Raw genomic sequence first — 19,602 nt, 5'->3', positions numbered from 1 at the left:
ACGGCAAATCGCTTCAGCTCCTGGCCTGTCTGCTTCATAAGATCTTCCACTGAAGGAAGGGCGGTTTCCTCCAAGGCTTTTCTGACAATGTATTCGCAGGCTCTGGCATCATCCAGGGCCTGGTGATGATGGAAGTCAAAGCCCAGGATGCCAGCTACGGTATTCAGTTTATGGTTGGGCATGTCTTTCCAGAGCTTTCTGGAAAGTACGACTGTATCACCGTAACGGAAGTGGATGTCCGGCAGGTGGTAGGTGTCCAGGGCGGAGGCAAGGACACCCATGTCAAAGCGTGCATTGTGGGCAAAGACAATAGAGCCTTCCAGCCGGCGGGCGATTTCATCCCAGAAATAGGGGAACTTTTCTTCCTCTGCCACGTCTTCGGGATGGATGCCGTTGACACGCATGCAGCCTGTATCGAATTTCAATGTGAGAGGCTGAATCAGATGATACCATTCATCAATGATTTCTTTTCCATCGCTGATGACGATGCCCAGAGAGCAGGCATTGGCCGGCCCCCAGTAGGCGGTTTCAAAGTCTAGTGCTGCGTATTTCATGGAAAACCTTTCAGATGGAAGCGGTGAATTCATGGATGCCGGCTTCCAGCCAGCCTACTTCTACGGAGCGGTCAAAGGCGGATTTCATACGGCGGGCCAGTTCATTCCTGGCAGCGGCTACTTTTTTGCGGTTCGGGGCAAAGCCGGTGATGAGGATGAGGATGTTTTCGGAGTCCGGTCCTACCTTGGCAGCGGTACCGTCTTCGCAGTACCAGTTATGAACAGCGGTACTGCCTCCCAGGGTGACGGCCCATTCGCCATTATTTTTTTTGATTTCCAGCGGTGTTTTCCTGTCGCCCATGTCGAAGGCGTGGATGTCTACATGAAATTTCAGCATGCCGCCCCGGACCATGTCCATCACCGGATTCATACGGGGGAGTACGTCGGAACCGGCCAGTTCATCCAGGCTGGCGGCCTTGGGCTGGGAGAGAATTTCATAGTCATCTCCTGCTTTTGCTTCTTCTTCCTCTTCGATGCCCAGTTCTTTCTTGTATTCCCTGAAGAGGGCGGAAAGGGTCGTGCGGGCGCCCTGTACGCCCAGATGGGTCAGGGCATCGTCATAGCGCTTGATTTCTGCGTCTGCCATGGAGGGATTCATTTTGAGGAGCAGGTTTGTTTCCGTGCAGCAGCGGCGGCGGAAGGCTTCTGCTTCCAGATTTACGCCCCGGTTGTCCACGGCGCGGATGGCAAGGACTCCTATACAGAGCCCGGGAATCGTATCAAATAAACTGTCGTCATAGATTACTTTCATTCTGTAAAACCTCCGTTTCTTACAATTTTTATTATACCATATAAGTCTTTGGAGAAAGGAAAGGGAGCTTTTGGGGAAGGAAGAAGGGCAATTCTCAATTAAATAAAGACCTGCCGTTTCTTTGATAATCAAGGTTGACAGGGCTTTCCCTTTTCACTACTCTATATGTGAATCAAGAAATTTGGCATATCTAAAAATGAGTATTTGCATGCTTATTTTAAATTTATAAAGGATAAAACTATGGAAGAATATATGGACTCGGGACGTGCCATGGGTACGTTCCTTGAAATATCTTCTTCCGTTGAAGGAAAGAGCCAGCCCAATGAACGGGGCGACTGTACAGTGCTTTCTATTACGGTGAAAGATCATAAAATCACTGCGGCCGCTTATGAAGGCTACAAGAAAGACGGTACGCTGAAGGATGAGTCCTACGGAAGAACAAAGGGGGAGGAAAATAAGGCTTATTACAATAGGGCCCAGCTGGCGGTAGCGGCTAATCATACATATGCCCAGGCTCTGGTGCAGATGCAGGAAGTCAACAAGGTGGACGGTATTTCCGGCGCCACCGTATCCTATAAGCAGTTCTTTGATGCGGCTGCGGCCGCTCTGGCGGAAGCGGACCGGTGAGGTGGTGTCATGACGCTGGAGTGTTCTGTGTGCGCCGCCTTTCACCGCTGGCTTGAGGAGAAAGAAGGGACAGCAGAAAGACTGGGCCTTTTGGTAGAACTGTCTTTCCTGGACGGATATGTGAAGGAAAAGGGATTTGACGGGATCTTTTCCCTTGATTTCACAAGGAATCCAAGGCGCATGGAACGGATGCTGGGAACTCTGGAGTTCAGAAAGTATCTGGATCAATGGGTTTCCGGGCAGAATCTGGAGGATCATATTGCTGAAGAGCTGCGATGGAAAAAATGGGAGCAGCTGATGCAGGCCTCCGCTTTTTATGTCCGGTTCCTGAAAAGCTACAGGAAGCACAGCATGATGGCTTGGCAGAAGAAGGGGAGAAGGCCGGTCTCCGTAGACAGAGAACCGGAAGCCGTGGACAGGGAAATCATCAGGTCCCTTGCTTCCTGGCTGCACATTCCCCTTTCTTCCATGAAAAAACTGGCCCTTTCCCTTCCTTCTGACAGGGAAAAGGGAGGCGGGCTGGATGAACTCTGGGAATTTCTTCCTTTCCGGCGGCTGGTACAGCTGAAAATCTTTGACATTATGGATATGAAGGGAAAAATGACCTTTGCCGATATGGAAAAGGAATGGAAAAACGCCCTCCTCCCTCGAAACAGGCTGGAGGAAGTTATTTCCTTCCTTCGAGAAAAGGGGCTGGTAGAATGCGGGAAGCAGGGGTATGTGCGAACCTGTTTTGACCAGACTGACAGCTGCCCTACAGCCCGGTGCTTCCTGGAAAGTATGATCAATGAACGATACCGCATGATTCTTTCCATGCGTCTGGATGGATGCTCCCTGAAAACCATAGGGGAAAGGCTCTATATTACCCGGGAACGGGTCAGATAGATTGCGGTCCGTATTTTTTGAAAAGAGGCCTCATCTGGCTGAAGACGAGCTGGCACCGGAATGGTAGAAATACCGCGCCCTGGGGCCGCTTTATTTCCGGTTTCTTTTCAATGTGCCTCAATGTACGGTGAACTATCTTTCTGCCGTATATGGAAGAGACGTACTGCTGTCTCCCAGGGAACGGCAGATTCTCCTGAAACAAATCGAGGACGGAAAGGCTTTCGCACCTCTGGTCAGGGAAAGAGCCCGGTCCCTTATACTGTAATAAACGAAAACCGCAGTCAGATGGATGCCGACTGCGGTTTTTGCGTGGGCAGGAGAAAAAATCGCAGATTCATGTTCTCCTTCCCTCTACATTATCATATATATGTATAATATAAAGGCACCAATAAAAAGACGCTGAAGGGAACGTTTTTATAACAGACAGGCAGTCTGCTGTCTCTGAAAAGGGGAAATTTGAAAATTTTATCAAAATTTCATGTAATAAGGTACACACCAGGTGGCGTGTTTATGTTAAAATAAGGCGAGCCTAAATACGAAATGATCAGAATTTATCGTGCATAGGAGATTTATCGATAAAAATATTAAATTTTGATGAAATACTTGCATTCGTACAAGGAAAATAGTATGATTTAAAGGCTGAACGTTTTCGGGCTTTCGTACGAGGGCGAAAGCGGAAAAGGGAGTCAGTCAAAACTATGAAGTGGAAGGTGGCCTGCACTGCAGGGGAATTTCCACGGAGCAGTTCATTCAGGAAATGAACGTAGGAGGTTTATGTAATGTCGAAACAGGAAAAAATCAGAATTCGGCTGAAAGGCTATGATCACAAAGCCGTTGATCAGAGCGCAGCGAAGATCGCGGAGACTGCCAAGAGAACAGGCTCCCGTGTCTCCGGTCCGATTCCGCTTCCAACGGAACGGAACGTGTATACCATTCTCCGTTCACCACATGTCAACAAAGACAGCCGTGAACAGTTTGAAATGCGTATTCACAAGAGACTTATTGACATCCTCGATCCGTCCAAGAAGACCGCGGATGCGCTGATGAGACTGGAACTGCCAGCCGGCGTCAGCATTGATATTAAACTGTAAGGAGGTGCAAAGATGTCTAAGGCTATTTTGGGAACAAAATTAGGAATGTCCCAGGTGTTCGCTGAAAACGGCGACCTGGTTCCGGTAAGTGTTATTGAAGTTCTGCCAAACGTTGTAGCAGCTGTTAAAACCGTTGAAAGCGATGGATACAATGCTGTTCAGCTCGGTTATGGCGCTGTCAAAGAAAAACATTTGACAAAACCTGTAAAAGGTCAGTTTGAAAAGGCTGGTATTGAACCGGTTAAATATCTGCGTGAATACAGACTCGCTGAAAAGCCGTCTTACACAGTAGGCCAAACTCTGGCTGCTGATATCTTCGCAGAAGGCGAAATTGTAGACGTAATCGGCACCAGCCGCGGCAAAGGTTTCGCCGGCACCATTAAACGTTGGAATCACCAGCGCGGCCCTGAAAGCCACGGTTCCAAAAACCATCGTCAGACAGCATCCCTCGGTGCTCGTATGTCCGGCGGCGGCGGAAAGGTATTCAAAGGCAAGAAGATGCCGGGACAGCTGGGCGGCGATAGAGTCACTGTTCAGCATCTTCAGGTAGTAAGAGTTGATACTGCCCGTAATCTTATGCTTGTCAAAGGCGGGATCCCCGGCGCTAAGGGAAGCCTCGTCATGGTACAGGAAACTGTAAAGCCTGTAAAATAATATTGTCTGGAACAACAGAAAATTGTTCTGATTAAGGGAGGAACATCTCAATGCCGAAAGTAAAGCTGTATAATGTAGCCGGCCAGGAAACCGGTGAAATAGAGCTGAATGACAGCGTCTTTGGCGTAGACTATAACGAAGCTGTTATTCATCAGGCAGTGGTTCGCCAGATGGCTAATGAACGCCTTGGCACCCATGCCACAAAGACCAGAGGCCTTGTCCGCGGCGGCGGCAAGAAGCCCTGGAAACAGAAGGGCACCGGCCGTGCCAGAGTCGGATCCATCCGCTCCCCACTGTGGGTTGGCGGCGGCACCGTATTCGGACCGACCCCCAGAAGCCATGCAAAGGCTATGCCGAGAAAGGCACGCCAGCTGGCTGTTAAATCTGCTCTTTCCGAAAAGCTTCGCGCTAATGAACTGGTAGTTATTGATGCCATTCATTTCGACGCACCGAAGACAAAGGAAGTTGTAAAAATGCTTTCTGCATTCAATGCAGCAGGCAAGGCTCTCATCGTTGATGGCGGCGATGCAGCTGAAAACACCGTTCTCTCCGCAAGAAACATCCCGGGCGTTAAAGCTTACGTTCCCAGCGGAATCAACGTGTATGATATTGTAAATTATGACAAGCTGTTCCTGACTCAGGAAGCAGTTAAGAAGATTGAGGAGGTACTCGCATAATGGAAGCACGTGACATCCTCATTAAACCGATCGTTACAGAAAAAACTACAGCCCTCATGGAAGAACGCAAGTATACGTTCCGTGTGCCCCTTTCCGCTACCAAGGTTGAAATCCGCCAGGCTGTGGAACAGATTTTCAAAGTCAAAGTTCAGGCTGTGAACACCATGCGTTATGAAGGCAAGATGAAACGTCTGGGCCGTACCCAGGGTCGTCGCAGTGATTGGAAGAAAGCAATTGTTACACTCAAACCGGGCGAAACAATTGAACTCTTCGAAGCGTAAGGAGGAGTAAATCAATGGCTTATAAATCTTTTAAACCGTACACTCCCGGACGCCGTCAGATGACCGTTTCCACTTTTGATGAAATTACAGCAGATAAGCCGGAAAAATCTCTTCTGGCTCCTGTTCATAATCATGGCGGTCGCAATGGCTCCGGTAAAATGACAGTTCGCCATCAGGGCGGCGGTCATAAACGTCAGTACAGAATCATCGATTTCAAGAGAAACAAGGATAACATTCCGGCTAAAGTTGCAACGATCGAATACGATCCGAACCGTACCTGCCGCATCGCTCTTCTGCAGTATGCAGACGGTGAAAAGCGTTACATCCTTGCTCCGAAGGGACTTAAAGTTGGCGATGTAGTTACCAGCGGTCCTGAATCTGATATTAAAGTAGGCAACTGCCTGCCTTTCACCAATATTCCTCTTGGTACTGTTGTTCACAATGTGGAACTGAAAATCGGCAAAGGCGGCCAGATGGTTCGTTCTGCCGGTGCCAGCGCTCAGCTGATGGCTAAAGAAGGAGATTATGCTCTTCTCCGTCTTCCTTCCGGTGAACTGCGCAGAGTACACATTCGCTGCCGCGCAACAATCGGTGTTGTGGGCAATGATGACCATGAAAACATCACCCTGGGCAAAGCAGGAAGAAACCGCTGGCTCGGCGTTCGTCCGACCACCCGCGGCGTTGTAATGAACCCGAATGACCATCCGCATGGCGGCGGCGAAGGCAAGGCTCCTGTCGGACGTAAGCGTCCTGTTACCCCGTGGGGCAAGCCTGCTTACGGCGTGAAGACCCGCGACAACAGAAAAGCGTCTACCAAGCTGATTGTTAAGAGACGCAAGTAAGATAAGGAGGAGTAAAAGTGTCCAGATCCGTAAAAAAAGGCCCGTTCGTCGCTTTCTCTCTGGTAAAGAAGATTGACGCACTGAACGCAGCTAACGATAAGAAAATTGTAAAAACCTGGTCCCGTGCTTCTACTATCCTTCCGAGCTTCGTAGGTCACACCATTGCGATTCACGACGGAAGAAAGCATGTACCGGTTTACATTACTGAAGATATGGTTGGCCATAAGCTTGGCGAATTCGCTCCGACCCGTACATTCAAGGGCCACAACAAGAGTGATAAGGCCGCTGCAGGTAAATAACAGGGAGGAATAAAATGGAAGTTCAGGCAATTTCAAGAAATGTCCGCATTTCTCCCCGCAAGGTCCGCATCGTAGCTAACCTTGTCCGCGGCAAGAAAGCGGGAGAAGCTATCTCCATTCTGCGCAATACCCATAAAGCTGCTTCCATCGTGGTTGAAAAGACCCTGAGAAGCGCTATGGCAAATGCAGAAAACAACAACGACATGAACATTGACAATCTCTACATCTCCACAATTTATGTAGATGCAGGCCCGATTATGAAGCGTGTACATCCACGTTCCCGTGGACAGGCTTTCGGGATTATGAAACGTACCAGCACACTGACGGTAAAAGTTTCTGAAAAAGAGTAATCGAAGGAGGGAAACGTTTTGGGTCAGAAAGTTAATCCGCATGGAATGCGTGTAGGCGTGATCGATGACTGGGATTCCAAATGGTTTGCAGAAAAAGATTATGCTGCACTGCTTGTGGAAGATGCCAAAATCCGCCAGTTTTTAAAGAAGCACCTGTTTGTCGCAGGCATTTCCAAGATTGGCATTAAACGTGTAGGCAATAGAGTAAAACTTGCCATTTATACTGCTAAACCAGGCATGGTTATCGGCCGCGGCGGCACAGGCATTGAAGATATTAAAAAGGCTCTGGCTGCTGTAACGGATAAAGAAGTGGACATTGATATCCTTGAAATCAAATCCACCGACATGAGCGCTATCCTGGTTGCTGAAAACATTGCTTCCCAGCTGGAAAGACGTATCGGCTTCCGCCGCGCTGTTAAACAGGCAGTTGGCAGAACCATGCGCGCAGGCGCTAAAGGTATTAAGGTAACCGTTTCCGGTCGTCTCGGCGGCGCAGAAATTGCCCGCAGTGAAAGCTACCGTGAAGGTTCCATTCCTCTTCAGACTCTTCGCGCCAACATTGACTACGGTGTAACCGCAGCTCATACCACCTATGGTGCTATCGGCGTTAAGGTCTGGATTTATAAAGGCGAACTCGCACCGGGACAGGTTGTGGATGAAAACGAAAACACCCGCACCAATAAAGACAGAGGCAACCGCCATGATGGCAACAGAAGAGGCGGCCGCCGCGGTGATCGCAGAGAACGCAGACCGAAAAACTCTGAAAGGAGTGATTCCTGATGTTAATTCCAAAGCGTACAAAATATCGTAAACAGTTCCGCGGCCGTATGAAAGGCAAGGAACATCGCGGAAACACCGTTACTTATGGTGAATTTGGCCTGGTTGCCCTGGAACCGTCCTGGATTACCAGCCGTCAGATCGAAGCAGCCCGTATTGCTATGACCCGTTATACCAAGCGCGGCGGCAAGGTCTGGATTAAGATTTTCCCGGACAAACCGGTTTCCGCAAAACCGATTGGCACCCGTCAGGGCTCCGGCAAAGGCGCAGTTGAATACTGGGTAGCCGTTGTAAGACCTGGCCGTGTTATGTTCGAAATGGGCGGCATCCCCATCGAAGCTGCAAAGGAAGCTATGCGCCTTGCAGGTCACAAGCTGCCGATCAAGACTAAATTTGTAGTTAAAGGACAAGAAGTGGCAGGTGAATAAAATGAAGGTCAATGAAATTCGTAACCTGAGCACTGCCGAATTAGATGAAAAGGTTGCCGGCTTAAAGGAAGAACTGTTTAACCTCCGTTTTCAGCTCGCTACAGGACAGCTTGAAAATCCGATGCGTATTCGTGAAGTAAAGAAGACCATCGCAAGAATCAAAACTGTTCAGCGTGAAGAAGAATTGAAGGCTGCCAAGAAGGCATAACGGTTAATCCAAAGGAGGATCTCAACGTGGCAGAAGAAAGAAAGTTGCGCAAGGTGCGCCAGGGAATTGTTGTCAGCGATAAAATGGACAAAACCGTTGTTGTTGCTGTAGAACGTAAAGTTCCCCACAAGCTGTACAAAAAATCAATTAATACCACAACCAAGTTCAAAGCGCATGACGAAAACAACGAATGCCGTGTCGGTGATACGGTACGCATCGTCGAAACCCGCCCGCTGTCTCATGACAAGCGTTGGAGAGTTGAGAAAATCGTTGCCCGTCAGAACTGATATAGAAAGATAATTATAGGAGGATAGGCACGATGATTCAGCAGGAAAGCAGACTCAACGTTGCGGATAATACCGGTGCTAAGAACGTCCTGGTTATTAAAGTTCTGGGTGGTTCCTTCCGTAAGAGCGGCAATATCGGTGATATTGTGGTTTGCACGGTCAAAGATGCAACCCCCGGCGGCGTTGTTAAGAAGGGCCAGGTTGTCAAGGCTGTTGTAGTCCGTACCGTAAATGGCGTAAGCCGCAGCGACGGATCTCACATCCGCTTTGATGAAAACGCAGTTGTTATTATTAAAGACGACAAGAGCCCGGTAGGAACACGTATTTTTGGACCGGTAGCAAGAGAACTCCGTGAAAGAGATTTCATGAAGATTATTTCCCTGGCTCCGGAAGTGCTCTAATAGGGAGGCAAATGATGAGTCAGAAACTGCATGTAAAGACCGGAGACACAGTTGTCGTTATTTCCGGCAAAGATAAGGGCAAGCAGGGCAAAATCAAGGCTGCTATGCCGAAAGAAGGCCGTGTAGTCGTTGAAGGCGTCAACATGGTCAAGAAACACACAAAACCGAGCCAGGCAAATCCAAAGGGTGGCATTATCGAGAAAGAAGCTCCGATTTATGCTTCCAAAGTGATGATCCTGGATCCGGAATCCAAGAAACCGACCCGCGTAAAGAAAGTCCAGCAGAAGGACGGCTCTTATGTAAGAGCAGCTGTTAAGAGCGGCGCTATTATTGACAAGGCTTAAGCGGGAAGGAGGATAACAAGTGTCCAGATTAAACGATTTGTACAAAGCGCAGATTAAAAATACCATGCGCGAAAAGTTCGGCTACAAAAATGACATGGAAATTCCGAAGCTGGAAAAAATTGTCATCAATATCGGTGTAGGCGAAGCTACTGAAAACTCTAAAGCAGTGGATGCAGCAGCATCTGATCTGGCAGCTATCACCGGTCAGCAGCCGATGATCTGCAAGGCTCATAAATCCCTGGCTGCATGGCACATTCGTGAAGGAATGCCCCTGGGCTGCAAAGTTACCCTTCGTGGTGACAGAATGTACGAATTCCTCGATCGTCTCATCAACATCGCTCTTCCGCGCGTACGTGACTTCCGTGGTATCAGCGACCAGAGTTTCGACGGCCGCGGAAATTATGCGTTCGGCGTTAAAGAACAGCTGATTTTCCCGGAAGTTGATTATGAAAAGATCGACAGAATCCGTGGCATGGATATCATTGTTGTAACTACGGCTAAGACTGATGAAGAAGCTCGTGAACTTCTGAGACAGTTCGGCATGCCGTTCAAGAAATAAGCGGAGGACAATATGGCAAAGAAGTCTATGTTGGAACGCGAGAAGAAGAGAGAACTCGCTGTTCAGAAATATGCAGCCAAACGTCAGGCTCTGAAGGAAGCAGGCGACTGGGAAGCTCTTTCCAAGCTGCCGCGCAACGCTTCTCCGACACGTCTGCATAATCGTTGCAAACTGACCGGCCGTCCCCACGGCTATATGCGTAAATTCGGAATTTGCCGCAACCAGTTCCGTGATCTGGCTTACAACGGCGAAATTCCGGGAATTAAAAAAGCCAGCTGGTAATTCGGGAGGAGGATTAAATAATGGTAACAACCGATCCAATTGCGGATATGCTTACCCGTATTCGTAATGCGAACGATGCATATCATGATAAGGTAGATATGCCTGCTTCTAAAATTAAGGCAGCTGTGCTTACGATTTTAAAAGATGAAGGCTTTATCAAAAACGTAGAACAGATCGAAGTAGAAGGCCATCAGGTTCTTCGTGTTTCCCTGAAATACGGCGCTAACCGTGAAAAGGTCATCAAAGGTCTGAAGAGAATTTCCAAACCGGGTCTCAGAGTCTATGCAGGCAAAGAAGAACTGCCGAAGGTTCTGGGCGGTCTCGGTATTGCAGTTATTTCCACATCCAAGGGCATCATGACTGACAAGGCAGCTCGCAAAGAAGGCCTTGGCGGTGAAGTTCTTGCGTTTGTCTGGTAATCCGTTGGAGGTATAGAATGTCAAGAATTGGCAAGAAACCTATTACGGTCCCGGCTGGTGTGGAAGTCAAGATTGACGGCCATACAGTGACAGTTAAGGGTCCGAAAGGCACACTGTCCCGTACACTGAATGAAGAAATGGACATTAAACTGGAAAACAATGAAGTTCTTGTTTCCCGTCCGAATGATGAAATTAAAAACCGTTCCCTGCACGGACTGACCCGTACCCTGATCAACAACATGGTTGTTGGTGTAACACAGGGCTTTGAAAAGAAACTGGAAATCCAGGGCGTTGGCTACAATGCACAGATGCAGGGCAAAAACCTGAAGCTGTCCCTCGGTTTCTCCCATCCGGTTATCATTACTCCGCCGGAAGGAATTACAATTACAACCCCGTCTTCTGTTGTCATCCTCGTATCCGGAGCTGATAAGGAAATGGTTGGCCAGGTCGCAGCTGAAATCCGCGGCTGGAGAGAACCGGAACCTTACAAAGGCAAGGGTATCCGTTATTCCGGTGAATACGTACGCCGTAAGGCTGGTAAGACCGGCGCAACAAAGTAAGACAGGAGGTAGAACAATATGCGTAAAAATGCAAGCAGAAATGCGGTTATCCGCCGTCATCTGCGTCTTCGTAAGAAAATCTCCGGTACTGCCGCTTGCCCGCGTCTCAATGTTTTCAGATCTCTGGCTAACATCTACGCTCAGGTCATCGATGATGAAGCTGGCGTAACCCTGGTATCGGCTAATACCTTAGATAAAGAAATCAAAGCTCAGTTCCCCTATGGCGGTAACGCTGAAGCTGCTAAGGCTGTAGGTGCTCTCGTTGCAAAGAGAGCCCTTGAAAAGGGAATTGAAACAGTTGTGTTCGATCGCGGCGGTTATATCTATCATGGCAGAGTACAGGCTCTGGCTGAAGGTGCCCGCGAAGCCGGCTTGAAATTTTAAGGTAAAGGAGAAAGCACATGCCAAGATTTGAAAAACAGGAATCCGACTTACAGGAAAACGTCGTTTTCATTAACCGCGTTGCTAAAGTCGTAAAAGGCGGCCGTCGTTTTTCCTTTGCTGCAGTTGTAGTAGTCGGTGATGGCAAGGGCAAAGTAGGCGCAGGCCTGGGCAAGGCAGCTGAAGTTCCTGAAGCTATCCGCAAGGGCGTTGAAGACGCTAAGAAAAACATGATTACCGTGGCTCTGAAAAACGGAACCATTCCTCATCCTATGCTGGGCATCTATGGTGCCGGCAAGGTTATTATGAAACCTGCTGCTGAAGGTACCGGTATCAAAGCCGGCGGCCCGGTTCGTGCCGTGCTCGCTCTGGCAGGTATCCGTAATATTCTGACCAAGTCCCTTGGTTCTTCTAACCCCATCAACATGGTTAGAGCTACTATGGACGGTCTTTCCAAGCTTGAAAATGCAGAAACTGTTGCAGCACTCCGTGGAAAGAGCCTGGACGAAATTTACAACTAAGGGGGCCCCTCATGAAAGTTATTATTACACTGAAAAAAAGCGTGATTGGCTCCAGACCGGAACATATCGCTACTATTAAGGCACTTGGCCTTCATAAGACCAATTCCTCTGTAGAAAAAGAACTTACCCCCCAGATTAAAGGCATGATTCACTCTGTCCAGCATCTGGTTGAATGCAAAGAAGCAGAATAATTAAGAAGGAGGTGCACTGATGAAACTGCATGAACTGAAACCGGCTGAAGGCTCCACAAGAGCACGCCGCCGTGTAGGCAGAGGCCTTGGAAGCGGTATGGGCAAACAGGCTACCCGCGGTGCAAAAGGCCAGAACGCTAGAACAGGCGGCGGTGTCCGTCCGGGATTTGAAGGCGGCCAGATGCCTCTGTACCGTCGTCTTCCAAAGCGCGGTTTTAAAAATGTATTAGCTAAGGAATACGCTGTAATCAATGTTGAACAGCTGAATCGTTTCGATGACAACGCTGTCGTTGATCCGGCTGCACTGATTGAAGCAGGTGTTCTGAAGAACGTTCTCGATGGTGTACGTGTACTGGGAAACGGTGAACTGTCCAAGGCTCTGACCGTAAGAGCTCAGGGATTCACTAAGACCGCTCAGCAGAAAATCGAAGCAGCAGGTGGAAAAGTAGAGGTGATCTGATATGGGATCTACTTTAGCAAACTTTTTTGCAAATAAAGAACTCAAAGATCGCATTCTTTTCACTTTCCTGATGTTTGTCATCTTCCGTCTCGGGGTTCATATCCCCGTGCCGGGGGTTGATTCATCGGTGATTGAAAGCCTTTTTACATCCGGCAACCTCTTTGGTTTCCTGGATCTCTTCGCCGGCGGAGCACTCAGCAAATTTTCTATTTTTGCCATGAGTATCACTCCCTACATCAACTCATCCATTATTATGCAGCTTCTGACAGCCGTCATTCCTACTCTGGAAGAATGGAGAAAAGACGGGGCTGAAGGATACAAGAAGATTCAGAAAGTTACAAGATACTTTACAATTTTCCTGGCAGCTGTGCAGGCATTCGGCATGACCTATGCTCTGCGTATCAACAATGCCCTTGTTGATAACAGCTGGCTGTATTTCTTTTTCGTTATCGTCGTCCTGACTGCAGGCACCTGCCTTCTTATGTGGATTGGCGATAAAATTACGGAACATGGTATTGGCAACGGGATTTCCCTTATCATCTTCTGCGGCATCGTAGCCCGCTTCCCGCAGGCTATTTCCACAGTTGTTGATTATCTCAAGGTCGGCACCATTTCCCCCTTCCAGCTTCTTCTGTTCCTGGTCATTGCACTGGCTATGATCCTTATGGTTATCGAAGTCAATGAAGGACAGAGAAGAATCCCTATCCAGTATGCTAAGCGCGTGATTGGACGGAGAATGTATGGCGGTCATTCCACCTACCTGCCTCTCAAAGTGAACCAGGCCGGTGTTATTCCCATCATCTTTGCTTCTTCCATCCTTATGCTGCCCATTACGCTGGCTCAGTTTATTCATGTAAGCTGGGTACAGTCCATTGGGAATTTCTTCGGATGGGGCACCTGGCCAAACACCATCTGCTACGGTTTCCTCATTTTTATCTTTACCTATTTCTATACGGCCATTTCCGTGAATATCAAGGATCTGGCAGATAATATGAAGAAATATGGCGGCTTCATTCCAGGCATCCGCCCGGGCCAGCCCACCATGATGTATGTAGATAAGGTATTGTCCAGAATTACTCTGACCGGTGCCGTTTTCCTGGCTTTCATTGCAATCCTTCCGAACTTCATCGGAAACATTACCGGCATTCAGGGCGTGTACTTCGGTGGTACATCCCTCCTCATTATTGTCGGCGTTGCACTGGACACCATGAGACAGGCACAGTCTTATATGGTTACAAGAAACTATCAGGGCTTTATCAAATAAGGCTTTTATAAAATAAGGAGCAGGATATGTATATCTTATTAATGGGACCTCCCGGCGCCGGCAAAGGCACCCAGGCAGAAAAGCTCATTCGTGATTACGGCATCCCCCAGATTGCTACAGGCGACATGTTCCGTGCGGCTGTGAAATCAGGAACTGCTCTTGGCAAGGAAGCTAAAAGCTACATGGACAAGGGAGCCCTTGTTCCGGATAGTGTAACTGTGGGCATTGTCAAGGAAAGACTGGCCCAGGACGACTGCAAAAAGGGATGGATCCTTGACGGATTCCCCCGCACCACCGCCCAGGCCTCTGCCCTGGATGCTATTCTCCACGAACTGGGCATCCAGCTTACTGCTGTCATCGGTATCAAAGCAAACCGTGATGACATCATCAAGAGAGTAAGCGGCAGACTTGTATGCCGTAAATGTGGAGCTTCCTTCCACAAAGAATTCCGTCCGCCGAAGAAAGCAGGCATCTGCGACAACTGCGGCGGTGAACTGTACCAGCGGGCTGATGATAATGAAAAAACCATCTCCCAGCGTCTGGATGTGTACGAAACATCCACAAAGCCGCTCATCGATTATTACAAGGTAAGCGGCCGGTACTACGAAATCGACGGAGACCAGTCCATGGACAAGGTTTATGCTGATATTCAGGATGCTTTGAAGAAGGCTTCTAAATGATTATCATCCATACACCGGAAGAGATAGAGAAGATTGCCGCAGCCAGCCGTCTGACTGCGGACACGCTCTCTATGCTGGAAAAAGCAGTAAAGCCAGGAATGAGTACTCTTGATCTTGATCATCTGGCAGAAAAATTTATCAGAGACAGGGGCGGCACACCTGCTGAAAAGGGATATGAAGGTTATCCCGGATCCATCTGCGCATCGGTAAATGACACTGTAGTTCATGGAATTCCTTCAGCAAGAAAAATTTTAAAAAAAGGTGATATCATTTCTATCGATCTTGTGGTAGAATTAAATGGTTACATGGGTGATTCCTGTATCACAGTTCCGGTGGGACATACCAATAAGAAGAACCTCCAGCTGATCAAAGCGACAGAAGGAGCTCTTTTTGCCGGCATCCGGCAGGCAGTCCCGGGCAACACAGTAGGCGACATCGGTCATGCGGTGGAAAGCTATGTGAAGCCTTATGGCTACGGAGTCCTTCGGGAATATGTAGGCCATGGTATCGGAACAGACATGCACGAAGATCCGGAAATTCCGAATTACGGAACGCCAGGTCATGGGCCGCGTCTGGAAGAAGGCATGGTTATCTGCATTGAACCTATGATTACCATGGGAAGTGCTGATATCATTACTCTTCGTGATGGCTGGGGTGTAGTGACTGCTGACGGCAAACCGTCGGCTCATGTGGAACACACAATTGCCATTACTAAAGATGGTCCTAAAATTCTGACGCTGCGCGACTGATTCTATCGTTACCAGCGGACAGTATATGTAAGCCAAAGGAGGCTCTCATGAGCAAGGCAGACGTTATTGAAGTGGAAGGCAAAGTAGTAGAAAAGCTTCCAAACGCCATGTTCCGTGTCAAACTGGAAAACGGCGGCCATATTGTGCTGGCTACTATTTCCGGCAAAATGAGGATGAATTTCATCCGTATACTGCCTGGAGATAAGGTAACAGTAGAATTGACGCCCTACGATTTAGAGCACGGCAGGATTACCTATCGTTACAAGTAAGTAAGGAGGAACCAAGATGAAGGTCAGACCGTCCGTTAAAAAGATGTGTGACAAGTGCAAGATCATCAAACGCAAAGGCCGTGTTATGGTCATTTGTGAAAATCCGAAGCATAAGCAGAGACAAGGTTAATTAAAAGGAGGTTAAAGAGTAGATGGCACGTATAGCTGGTGTAGACTTACCAAGAGATAAGCGCGTTGAGATCGGCTTAACTTATATTTATGGAATTGGCCCCACTCTTTCCAAAGAAATCTTAAGCAAAGCAGGAATTAATCCTGATATCCGAGTGAGAGATCTGACAGAAGATGACGTTGCAAAAATCCGCAACGCTCTGGCTGACTACAAAGTCGAAGGTGATCTCCGTAGAGAAGAATCCCTCAACATTAAGCGTCTGGTAGAAATCGGCTCCTACAGAGGCAGACGTCATCGTGAAGGCCTGCCGGTACGCGGACAGAGAACAAAGACCAATGCCCGTACACGGAAGGGTCCGAAGAAGACAATTGCAGGTAAGAAGACTGCAACAAAGAAGTAATGTTGAAGGAGGGATATAATGGCTACGGTAAAAAGTAAAGCAAAAAGAAAAGAAAGAAAACATGTAGAATCCGGTGCAGCTCATATTCGTTCTACTTTCAACAACACGATTGTAACGATTACTGACTCCAACGGCAATACCATTGCATGGGCATCCGCCGGCGGACTCGGATTCAAGGGCTCTCGTAAGAGCACACCATTCGCAGCACAGATGGCAGCAGAACAGGCTGCCAAAGTGGCTATTGATCAGGGCATGCGTTCCGCTGATGTCTTTGTAAAAGGACCGGGCGCAGGCCGTGAAGCAGCTATCCGTGCACTGCAGGCAGCAGGCATCGAAGTCAGCAGCATTAAGGACGTCACCCCGATTCCTCATAACGGCTGCCGTCCTCCGAAACGCAGAAGAGTATAATTAAGGTATATCCTTTCTGTTTCATTTTGGCGCCGCCAGGCGCAGAAGGAGGACTTTCGGATGATCGAAAATACAAGCTTCACAATAAAGACTGTGGAACTCAGCGATGACAAACGGCATGGCAAATTCGAATGCGAACCGCTCGAAAGAGGCTATGGCATCACCCTGGGAAACAGTTTAAGACGCGTGTTGCTTTCATCTTTAGACGGTGTGGCTATTACGTCTATCAAAATCGACGGCGTGCTTCATGAATTTTCTACTATTAACGGCGTCAGAGAAGATGTAACAGATATGATTCTGAATCTGAAGAAGATCCGCTTCATCGCTCATGACGAAGCGACCTTCCCCATCACTGTCAGAATCGATATCACTAAAGAGGGTATTTTCCATGCCGGCGATATGGTACTGCCGGCAGAAATAGATGTTCTCAACAAAGATCTGGCCATCTGCACGTTGGATTCCGATGCCCATCTGGGCATGGAAATGACCATCAACCGCGGTCATGGCTATGTACCTTTTACAAAGAACAAACGGGATGATGACGTAATCGGCGTTATCCCGATCGACTCCATTTATTCTCCTGTTGTAAAATGCAATTATGAAGTCAGCGATACCCGTGTGGGCAACGAAATGGATTTCGACAAACTGACTCTGGAAGTGGATACTGACGGCTCTGTCAATGCAGATGATGCAGTGGCAACAGCTGCCAATATTCTGATCAGCTGCTTTGAAAACTTCCGTAAAATCGGTATCAGCCAGCCTGGCAGTGAACCGGTGGAAGGCGAAGAAGCAGAAGAAAGTCCCGCTCCTTCCCAGGATAAAGTCAATGAAGACGCTGTCCGCGATCTTCCTATTGACGAATTGGAACTTTCCGTTCGTGCATTTAACTGCCTGAAGAGAGCTGAGATCAATACTATCGGCGAACTGACAGACAAAACAGAAGATGAATTGACCCGTGTACGCAACCTTGGTAAAAAATCTGTAGATGAAATCAAAGAAAAACTGGCTAATTTCCGGGATTACGGACTTCATCTCAAAGATTCCAAGGATTGATATAGTTATAGGAGGAAAGAAATGGCTCGTAGTAGATTGAGAAGAGTCAGCGGTGCCCGTAAGGCCCTGCTGCGCAGTCTCGTAACCGCCCTTTTCCAGCATGGCCAGATTAAGACCACTGAATCCAAGGCCAAGGAACTCCGCCATGTAGCTGACAAGATGATCTCCCTTGCTAAGAGAGGCGATCTTCATGCCCGCCGTCAGGCTGAAAGTTTCATTATGGACAAGGCTGTTACCAAGAAACTGTTTGACGAAATTGCAAAGAAATATACAGACCGCAATGGCGGCTATACCCGCATTGTGAAACTGGACGGCCGTCTCGGCGATAATGCTCCTGAAGTCATCATCGCCCTGGTTGACTGATTTCCTGTCTGATCTGAAAGAACCGGTGAATGCTCACCGGTTCTTTTTTATTCATGCCATAAGGAGCTCATCAGCTTTTATCTGCAGGTCAGTCATGTTACAATAAAGCAGACAGTTTAAAGGGGCAGGAGCCTCTTGATAAAGGAGATTTGACATCAATGAGTATGGATTTTGATATTCCTGACATTACAGAAAACGCAGGAAAAGCAGCAGGCGGCGGAAAGCACAGAAAACCGAGAAGAGCCGGTAAAATTCGTCTGGGAGATACGCTGCGTAGTATTTCCAGAGAATATACGGCAACTCGGGAGAAAATGGATGAGGATAAGCACATTGAATTTTACTCTCTTTCTGAAGGACAGGAGAAGTTTCCTTTCTATGGAATAGAGGTTTCTATCGTAGGCGTGTGCATACGGAATAAGAAAACCGCAGCCATTTATATGGAGCTTCCTGCAGGGGACAGAGAATCCTTCATTCAGAAGCTGTCTGAATCGGAAGGACAGGGAGAAGAAGCAACGGGCATGACCATCTTTTCCGATACGGTGACTTCCATTTTTGTAACAAAGCCGGATAAGGGCGAAAAGGCAGTAACCATTGCGCTCATGGACAGTGAGGAAGCGAAGGTGCTTTCGGATAATGAAGCGATTGCTCGGGAAGAGGAAGAAAAGACAAAAGGCCTGGGGCACAAAATTTTCAAGACCTATTTTAATCCGGTAGGCCGCATGAGCAGACGGTCCTATATTCCCAAGATGCTGGGAGCTGCTGTTCCTGCTTCTGTTCTTTTTGGATTCACCTGTCTGAAGCCGGAACTTTTTGAAGGGGATCTGAATCTGTATATTTTTACTTTCCTGGTGGTAGGCACCCTGTGCTTTATTTCACTGATCAGTCTGGCTATGCGCCGTCTTTCTGACATAGGGCTGTCTCATCTGTATTACTGGCTTTTCTTCCTGATTCTGTTTGCCATTAATCAGCTGGGCGGACAGTTCCTTGGCAGCCAGCTGATGGCTACCAGAGTGGTAGCAGTGATCTTTATGGCGGCCGTTGTGCTTCTTGCCTTCTTCCCTGGAGAGAATAAGAAAAACAAGTACGGTCCTGTGCCGAAAGAATGACGGACCAGAGAATTTCCGAAATGCAGAGAATTTAAGTGCCGGCACATCCCTGCGTCAGGCACACGGGTTCTTTGGCGGTATTCCCAATCACGGTAAAGGAGGGAAAATCATTTCCCTGGCACCTGCCGTTCCCGGCGGCCGTATTTTATGCATCAAAAAAAGCTCCTGTATTACAGGAGCTTTTCAATTGCTTTGGAGGCGGTGCCCGGAGTTGAACACGGGGATAAGGGCCTTGCAGGGCCCACGCCTTAGCGCTTGGCTACACCGCCATAGAATCGACTATTACAGTATATCGCTTTCTTTCGAAAAAGTAAAGGCAATTGTGGATGCATCCATTGCCGTTTGCAGAGG

Annotated in this window: 35 protein-coding genes and 1 tRNA gene; 33 read left to right on the top strand and 3 right to left on the bottom strand. The window is 48.2% G+C overall.

Going from position 1 to position 19,602, the window contains the following annotated elements; all coding sequences use genetic code 11:
• Both ACI4N7_RS05970 and ACI4N7_RS05965 read right to left on the bottom strand, forming a co-directional pair.
• A partial coding sequence (locus ACI4N7_RS05970; RefSeq protein WP_439732437.1) for a 3'-5' exonuclease occupies positions 1 to 554 on the bottom strand: 554 nt, incomplete at its 3' end.
• A 10-nt stretch (positions 555 to 564) separates the two neighbouring features.
• Positions 565 to 1,305: a hypothetical protein gene (locus tag ACI4N7_RS05965; protein WP_439732436.1), complete on the bottom strand. Its 741-nt coding sequence runs from the start codon at positions 1,303 to 1,305 to the stop codon at positions 565 to 567.
• Between the two features lie 240 nt (positions 1,306 to 1,545).
• On the opposite strand from ACI4N7_RS05965, the gene ACI4N7_RS05960 reads away from it, so the two are divergent.
• The 33 genes from ACI4N7_RS05960 (at position 1,546) to ACI4N7_RS05800 (ending at position 19,251) form a co-directional block, all read left to right on the top strand.
• Positions 1,546 to 1,932: an FMN-binding protein gene (locus ACI4N7_RS05960; RefSeq protein ID WP_439732435.1), complete on the top strand. Its 387-nt coding sequence runs from the start codon at positions 1,546 to 1,548 to the stop codon at positions 1,930 to 1,932.
• 9 nt (positions 1,933 to 1,941) lie between these two features.
• The gene (locus ACI4N7_RS05955) at positions 1,942 to 2,817 is read left to right on the top strand and encodes a hypothetical protein (RefSeq protein WP_439732434.1); all 876 of its coding nucleotides are present in this window, start codon (positions 1,942 to 1,944) and stop codon (positions 2,815 to 2,817) included.
• A 779-nt stretch (positions 2,818 to 3,596) separates the two neighbouring features.
• Positions 3,597 to 3,908, top strand: a complete 312-nt coding sequence (gene rpsJ, locus ACI4N7_RS05950) for a 30S ribosomal protein S10 (RefSeq protein WP_008859800.1) — start codon at positions 3,597 to 3,599, stop codon at positions 3,906 to 3,908.
• 12 nt (positions 3,909 to 3,920) lie between these two features.
• Positions 3,921 to 4,562: a 50S ribosomal protein L3 gene (gene rplC / locus ACI4N7_RS05945; RefSeq protein ID WP_439732433.1), complete on the top strand. Its 642-nt coding sequence runs from the start codon at positions 3,921 to 3,923 to the stop codon at positions 4,560 to 4,562.
• A 50-nt stretch (positions 4,563 to 4,612) separates the two neighbouring features.
• On the top strand, positions 4,613 to 5,239 hold the full coding sequence (gene rplD / locus ACI4N7_RS05940) for a 50S ribosomal protein L4 (RefSeq protein ID WP_439732432.1): 627 nt from the start codon (positions 4,613 to 4,615) through the stop codon (positions 5,237 to 5,239).
• Positions 5,239 to 5,520: a 50S ribosomal protein L23 gene (gene rplW, locus ACI4N7_RS05935; RefSeq protein WP_439732431.1), complete on the top strand. Its 282-nt coding sequence runs from the start codon at positions 5,239 to 5,241 to the stop codon at positions 5,518 to 5,520. The genes rplD and rplW overlap by 1 nt, the downstream gene beginning before the upstream one ends.
• A 14-nt stretch (positions 5,521 to 5,534) precedes the next feature.
• On the top strand, positions 5,535 to 6,362 hold the full coding sequence (gene rplB, locus ACI4N7_RS05930; protein ID WP_439732430.1) for a 50S ribosomal protein L2: 828 nt from the start codon (positions 5,535 to 5,537) through the stop codon (positions 6,360 to 6,362).
• Positions 6,363 to 6,379: 17 nt separating this feature from the next.
• Positions 6,380 to 6,661 carry a 30S ribosomal protein S19 gene (gene rpsS, locus ACI4N7_RS05925; RefSeq protein WP_008859805.1) on the top strand — a complete coding sequence of 94 codons (282 nt, stop codon included), beginning with the start codon at positions 6,380 to 6,382 and terminating at the stop codon, positions 6,659 to 6,661.
• Between the two features lie 14 nt (positions 6,662 to 6,675).
• Positions 6,676 to 7,011, top strand: a complete 336-nt coding sequence (rplV, locus tag ACI4N7_RS05920; protein ID WP_299142521.1) for a 50S ribosomal protein L22 — start codon at positions 6,676 to 6,678, stop codon at positions 7,009 to 7,011.
• Positions 7,012 to 7,029: 18 nt separating this feature from the next.
• Positions 7,030 to 7,791 (top strand): 30S ribosomal protein S3, encoded by a 762-nt coding sequence (gene rpsC, locus ACI4N7_RS05915; RefSeq protein ID WP_439732429.1) that lies wholly within the window; start codon positions 7,030 to 7,032, stop codon positions 7,789 to 7,791.
• Positions 7,791 to 8,216: a 50S ribosomal protein L16 gene (gene rplP, locus ACI4N7_RS05910; protein ID WP_439732428.1), complete on the top strand. Its 426-nt coding sequence runs from the start codon at positions 7,791 to 7,793 to the stop codon at positions 8,214 to 8,216. Before rpsC ends, rplP begins: the two co-directional genes overlap by 1 nt.
• A gap of 1 nt (position 8,217) precedes the next feature.
• Positions 8,218 to 8,424, top strand: a complete 207-nt coding sequence (gene rpmC / locus ACI4N7_RS05905; RefSeq protein WP_291057848.1) for a 50S ribosomal protein L29 — start codon at positions 8,218 to 8,220, stop codon at positions 8,422 to 8,424.
• Positions 8,425 to 8,450: 26 nt separating this feature from the next.
• The gene (gene rpsQ / locus ACI4N7_RS05900; protein ID WP_022105777.1) at positions 8,451 to 8,711 is read left to right on the top strand and encodes a 30S ribosomal protein S17; all 261 of its coding nucleotides are present in this window, start codon (positions 8,451 to 8,453) and stop codon (positions 8,709 to 8,711) included.
• 32 nt (positions 8,712 to 8,743) lie between these two features.
• Positions 8,744 to 9,112 carry a 50S ribosomal protein L14 gene (rplN, locus tag ACI4N7_RS05895; protein ID WP_439732427.1) on the top strand — a complete coding sequence of 123 codons (369 nt, stop codon included), beginning with the start codon at positions 8,744 to 8,746 and terminating at the stop codon, positions 9,110 to 9,112.
• Between the two features lie 14 nt (positions 9,113 to 9,126).
• A complete protein-coding gene (gene rplX, locus ACI4N7_RS05890) occupies positions 9,127 to 9,456 on the top strand; it encodes a 50S ribosomal protein L24 (protein WP_008859812.1) in 330 nt (109 codons plus the stop codon).
• Positions 9,457 to 9,475: 19 nt separating this feature from the next.
• Positions 9,476 to 10,015, top strand: coding sequence for a 50S ribosomal protein L5 (rplE, locus tag ACI4N7_RS05885; RefSeq protein ID WP_439732426.1), 540 nt, complete (start codon positions 9,476 to 9,478; stop codon positions 10,013 to 10,015).
• Between the two features lie 12 nt (positions 10,016 to 10,027).
• The gene (rpsN, locus tag ACI4N7_RS05880; protein WP_439732425.1) at positions 10,028 to 10,297 is read left to right on the top strand and encodes a 30S ribosomal protein S14; all 270 of its coding nucleotides are present in this window, start codon (positions 10,028 to 10,030) and stop codon (positions 10,295 to 10,297) included.
• Positions 10,298 to 10,317: 20 nt separating this feature from the next.
• Positions 10,318 to 10,716, top strand: coding sequence for a 30S ribosomal protein S8 (gene rpsH, locus ACI4N7_RS05875; RefSeq protein WP_439732424.1), 399 nt, complete (start codon positions 10,318 to 10,320; stop codon positions 10,714 to 10,716).
• 17 nt (positions 10,717 to 10,733) lie between these two features.
• Positions 10,734 to 11,276 (top strand): 50S ribosomal protein L6, encoded by a 543-nt coding sequence (rplF, locus tag ACI4N7_RS05870; RefSeq protein WP_439732423.1) that lies wholly within the window; start codon positions 10,734 to 10,736, stop codon positions 11,274 to 11,276.
• Positions 11,277 to 11,294: 18 nt separating this feature from the next.
• Positions 11,295 to 11,660, top strand: coding sequence for a 50S ribosomal protein L18 (gene rplR, locus ACI4N7_RS05865; RefSeq protein WP_008859817.1), 366 nt, complete (start codon positions 11,295 to 11,297; stop codon positions 11,658 to 11,660).
• Positions 11,661 to 11,677: 17 nt separating this feature from the next.
• Positions 11,678 to 12,178, top strand: coding sequence for a 30S ribosomal protein S5 (gene rpsE, locus ACI4N7_RS05860; RefSeq protein WP_291057842.1), 501 nt, complete (start codon positions 11,678 to 11,680; stop codon positions 12,176 to 12,178).
• Positions 12,179 to 12,189: 11 nt separating this feature from the next.
• Positions 12,190 to 12,369: a 50S ribosomal protein L30 gene (gene rpmD, locus ACI4N7_RS05855; RefSeq protein ID WP_291057841.1), complete on the top strand. Its 180-nt coding sequence runs from the start codon at positions 12,190 to 12,192 to the stop codon at positions 12,367 to 12,369.
• A 19-nt stretch (positions 12,370 to 12,388) separates the two neighbouring features.
• Positions 12,389 to 12,829 (top strand): 50S ribosomal protein L15, encoded by a 441-nt coding sequence (rplO, locus tag ACI4N7_RS05850; RefSeq protein ID WP_439732422.1) that lies wholly within the window; start codon positions 12,389 to 12,391, stop codon positions 12,827 to 12,829.
• 1 nt (position 12,830) lies between these two features.
• Positions 12,831 to 14,093 carry a preprotein translocase subunit SecY gene (gene secY / locus ACI4N7_RS05845; RefSeq protein ID WP_439732421.1) on the top strand — a complete coding sequence of 421 codons (1,263 nt, stop codon included), beginning with the start codon at positions 12,831 to 12,833 and terminating at the stop codon, positions 14,091 to 14,093.
• Between the two features lie 26 nt (positions 14,094 to 14,119).
• On the top strand, positions 14,120 to 14,773 hold the full coding sequence (locus ACI4N7_RS05840; protein WP_439732420.1) for an adenylate kinase: 654 nt from the start codon (positions 14,120 to 14,122) through the stop codon (positions 14,771 to 14,773).
• Positions 14,770 to 15,522 carry a type I methionyl aminopeptidase gene (gene map, locus ACI4N7_RS05835; RefSeq protein ID WP_439732419.1) on the top strand — a complete coding sequence of 251 codons (753 nt, stop codon included), beginning with the start codon at positions 14,770 to 14,772 and terminating at the stop codon, positions 15,520 to 15,522. The genes ACI4N7_RS05840 and map overlap by 4 nt, the downstream gene beginning before the upstream one ends.
• A gap of 47 nt (positions 15,523 to 15,569) precedes the next feature.
• A complete protein-coding gene (gene infA / locus ACI4N7_RS05830; RefSeq protein ID WP_008859824.1) occupies positions 15,570 to 15,791 on the top strand; it encodes a translation initiation factor IF-1 in 222 nt (73 codons plus the stop codon).
• 16 nt (positions 15,792 to 15,807) lie between these two features.
• Positions 15,808 to 15,921 (top strand): 50S ribosomal protein L36, encoded by a 114-nt coding sequence (gene rpmJ / locus ACI4N7_RS05825; RefSeq protein WP_008859825.1) that lies wholly within the window; start codon positions 15,808 to 15,810, stop codon positions 15,919 to 15,921.
• 22 nt (positions 15,922 to 15,943) lie between these two features.
• On the top strand, positions 15,944 to 16,321 hold the full coding sequence (gene rpsM / locus ACI4N7_RS05820; RefSeq protein WP_008859826.1) for a 30S ribosomal protein S13: 378 nt from the start codon (positions 15,944 to 15,946) through the stop codon (positions 16,319 to 16,321).
• A gap of 18 nt (positions 16,322 to 16,339) precedes the next feature.
• Positions 16,340 to 16,729 (top strand): 30S ribosomal protein S11, encoded by a 390-nt coding sequence (gene rpsK, locus ACI4N7_RS05815; protein ID WP_008859827.1) that lies wholly within the window; start codon positions 16,340 to 16,342, stop codon positions 16,727 to 16,729.
• Between the two features lie 60 nt (positions 16,730 to 16,789).
• The gene (locus ACI4N7_RS05810; protein ID WP_439732418.1) at positions 16,790 to 17,782 is read left to right on the top strand and encodes a DNA-directed RNA polymerase subunit alpha; all 993 of its coding nucleotides are present in this window, start codon (positions 16,790 to 16,792) and stop codon (positions 17,780 to 17,782) included.
• A 21-nt stretch (positions 17,783 to 17,803) separates the two neighbouring features.
• Complete coding sequence (gene rplQ, locus ACI4N7_RS05805; protein WP_439732417.1) at positions 17,804 to 18,145, top strand: 50S ribosomal protein L17; 342 nt, start codon at positions 17,804 to 17,806, stop codon at positions 18,143 to 18,145.
• Positions 18,146 to 18,303: 158 nt separating this feature from the next.
• Complete coding sequence (locus ACI4N7_RS05800; protein ID WP_439732416.1) at positions 18,304 to 19,251, top strand: DUF805 domain-containing protein; 948 nt, start codon at positions 18,304 to 18,306, stop codon at positions 19,249 to 19,251.
• A gap of 193 nt (positions 19,252 to 19,444) precedes the next feature.
• Here the strand turns inward: ACI4N7_RS05800 and ACI4N7_RS05795 are convergent.
• Positions 19,445 to 19,520: transfer RNA gene (locus ACI4N7_RS05795), tRNA-Cys, on the bottom strand.
• Positions 19,521 to 19,602: the final 82 nt, after the last annotated feature.

The sequence above is a fragment of the Dialister sp. genome, assembly GCF_051885895.1.
GTDB lineage: Bacteria > Bacillota > Negativicutes > Veillonellales > Dialisteraceae > Dialister.
This window is presented reverse-complemented; position numbering and strand designations above follow the sequence as displayed.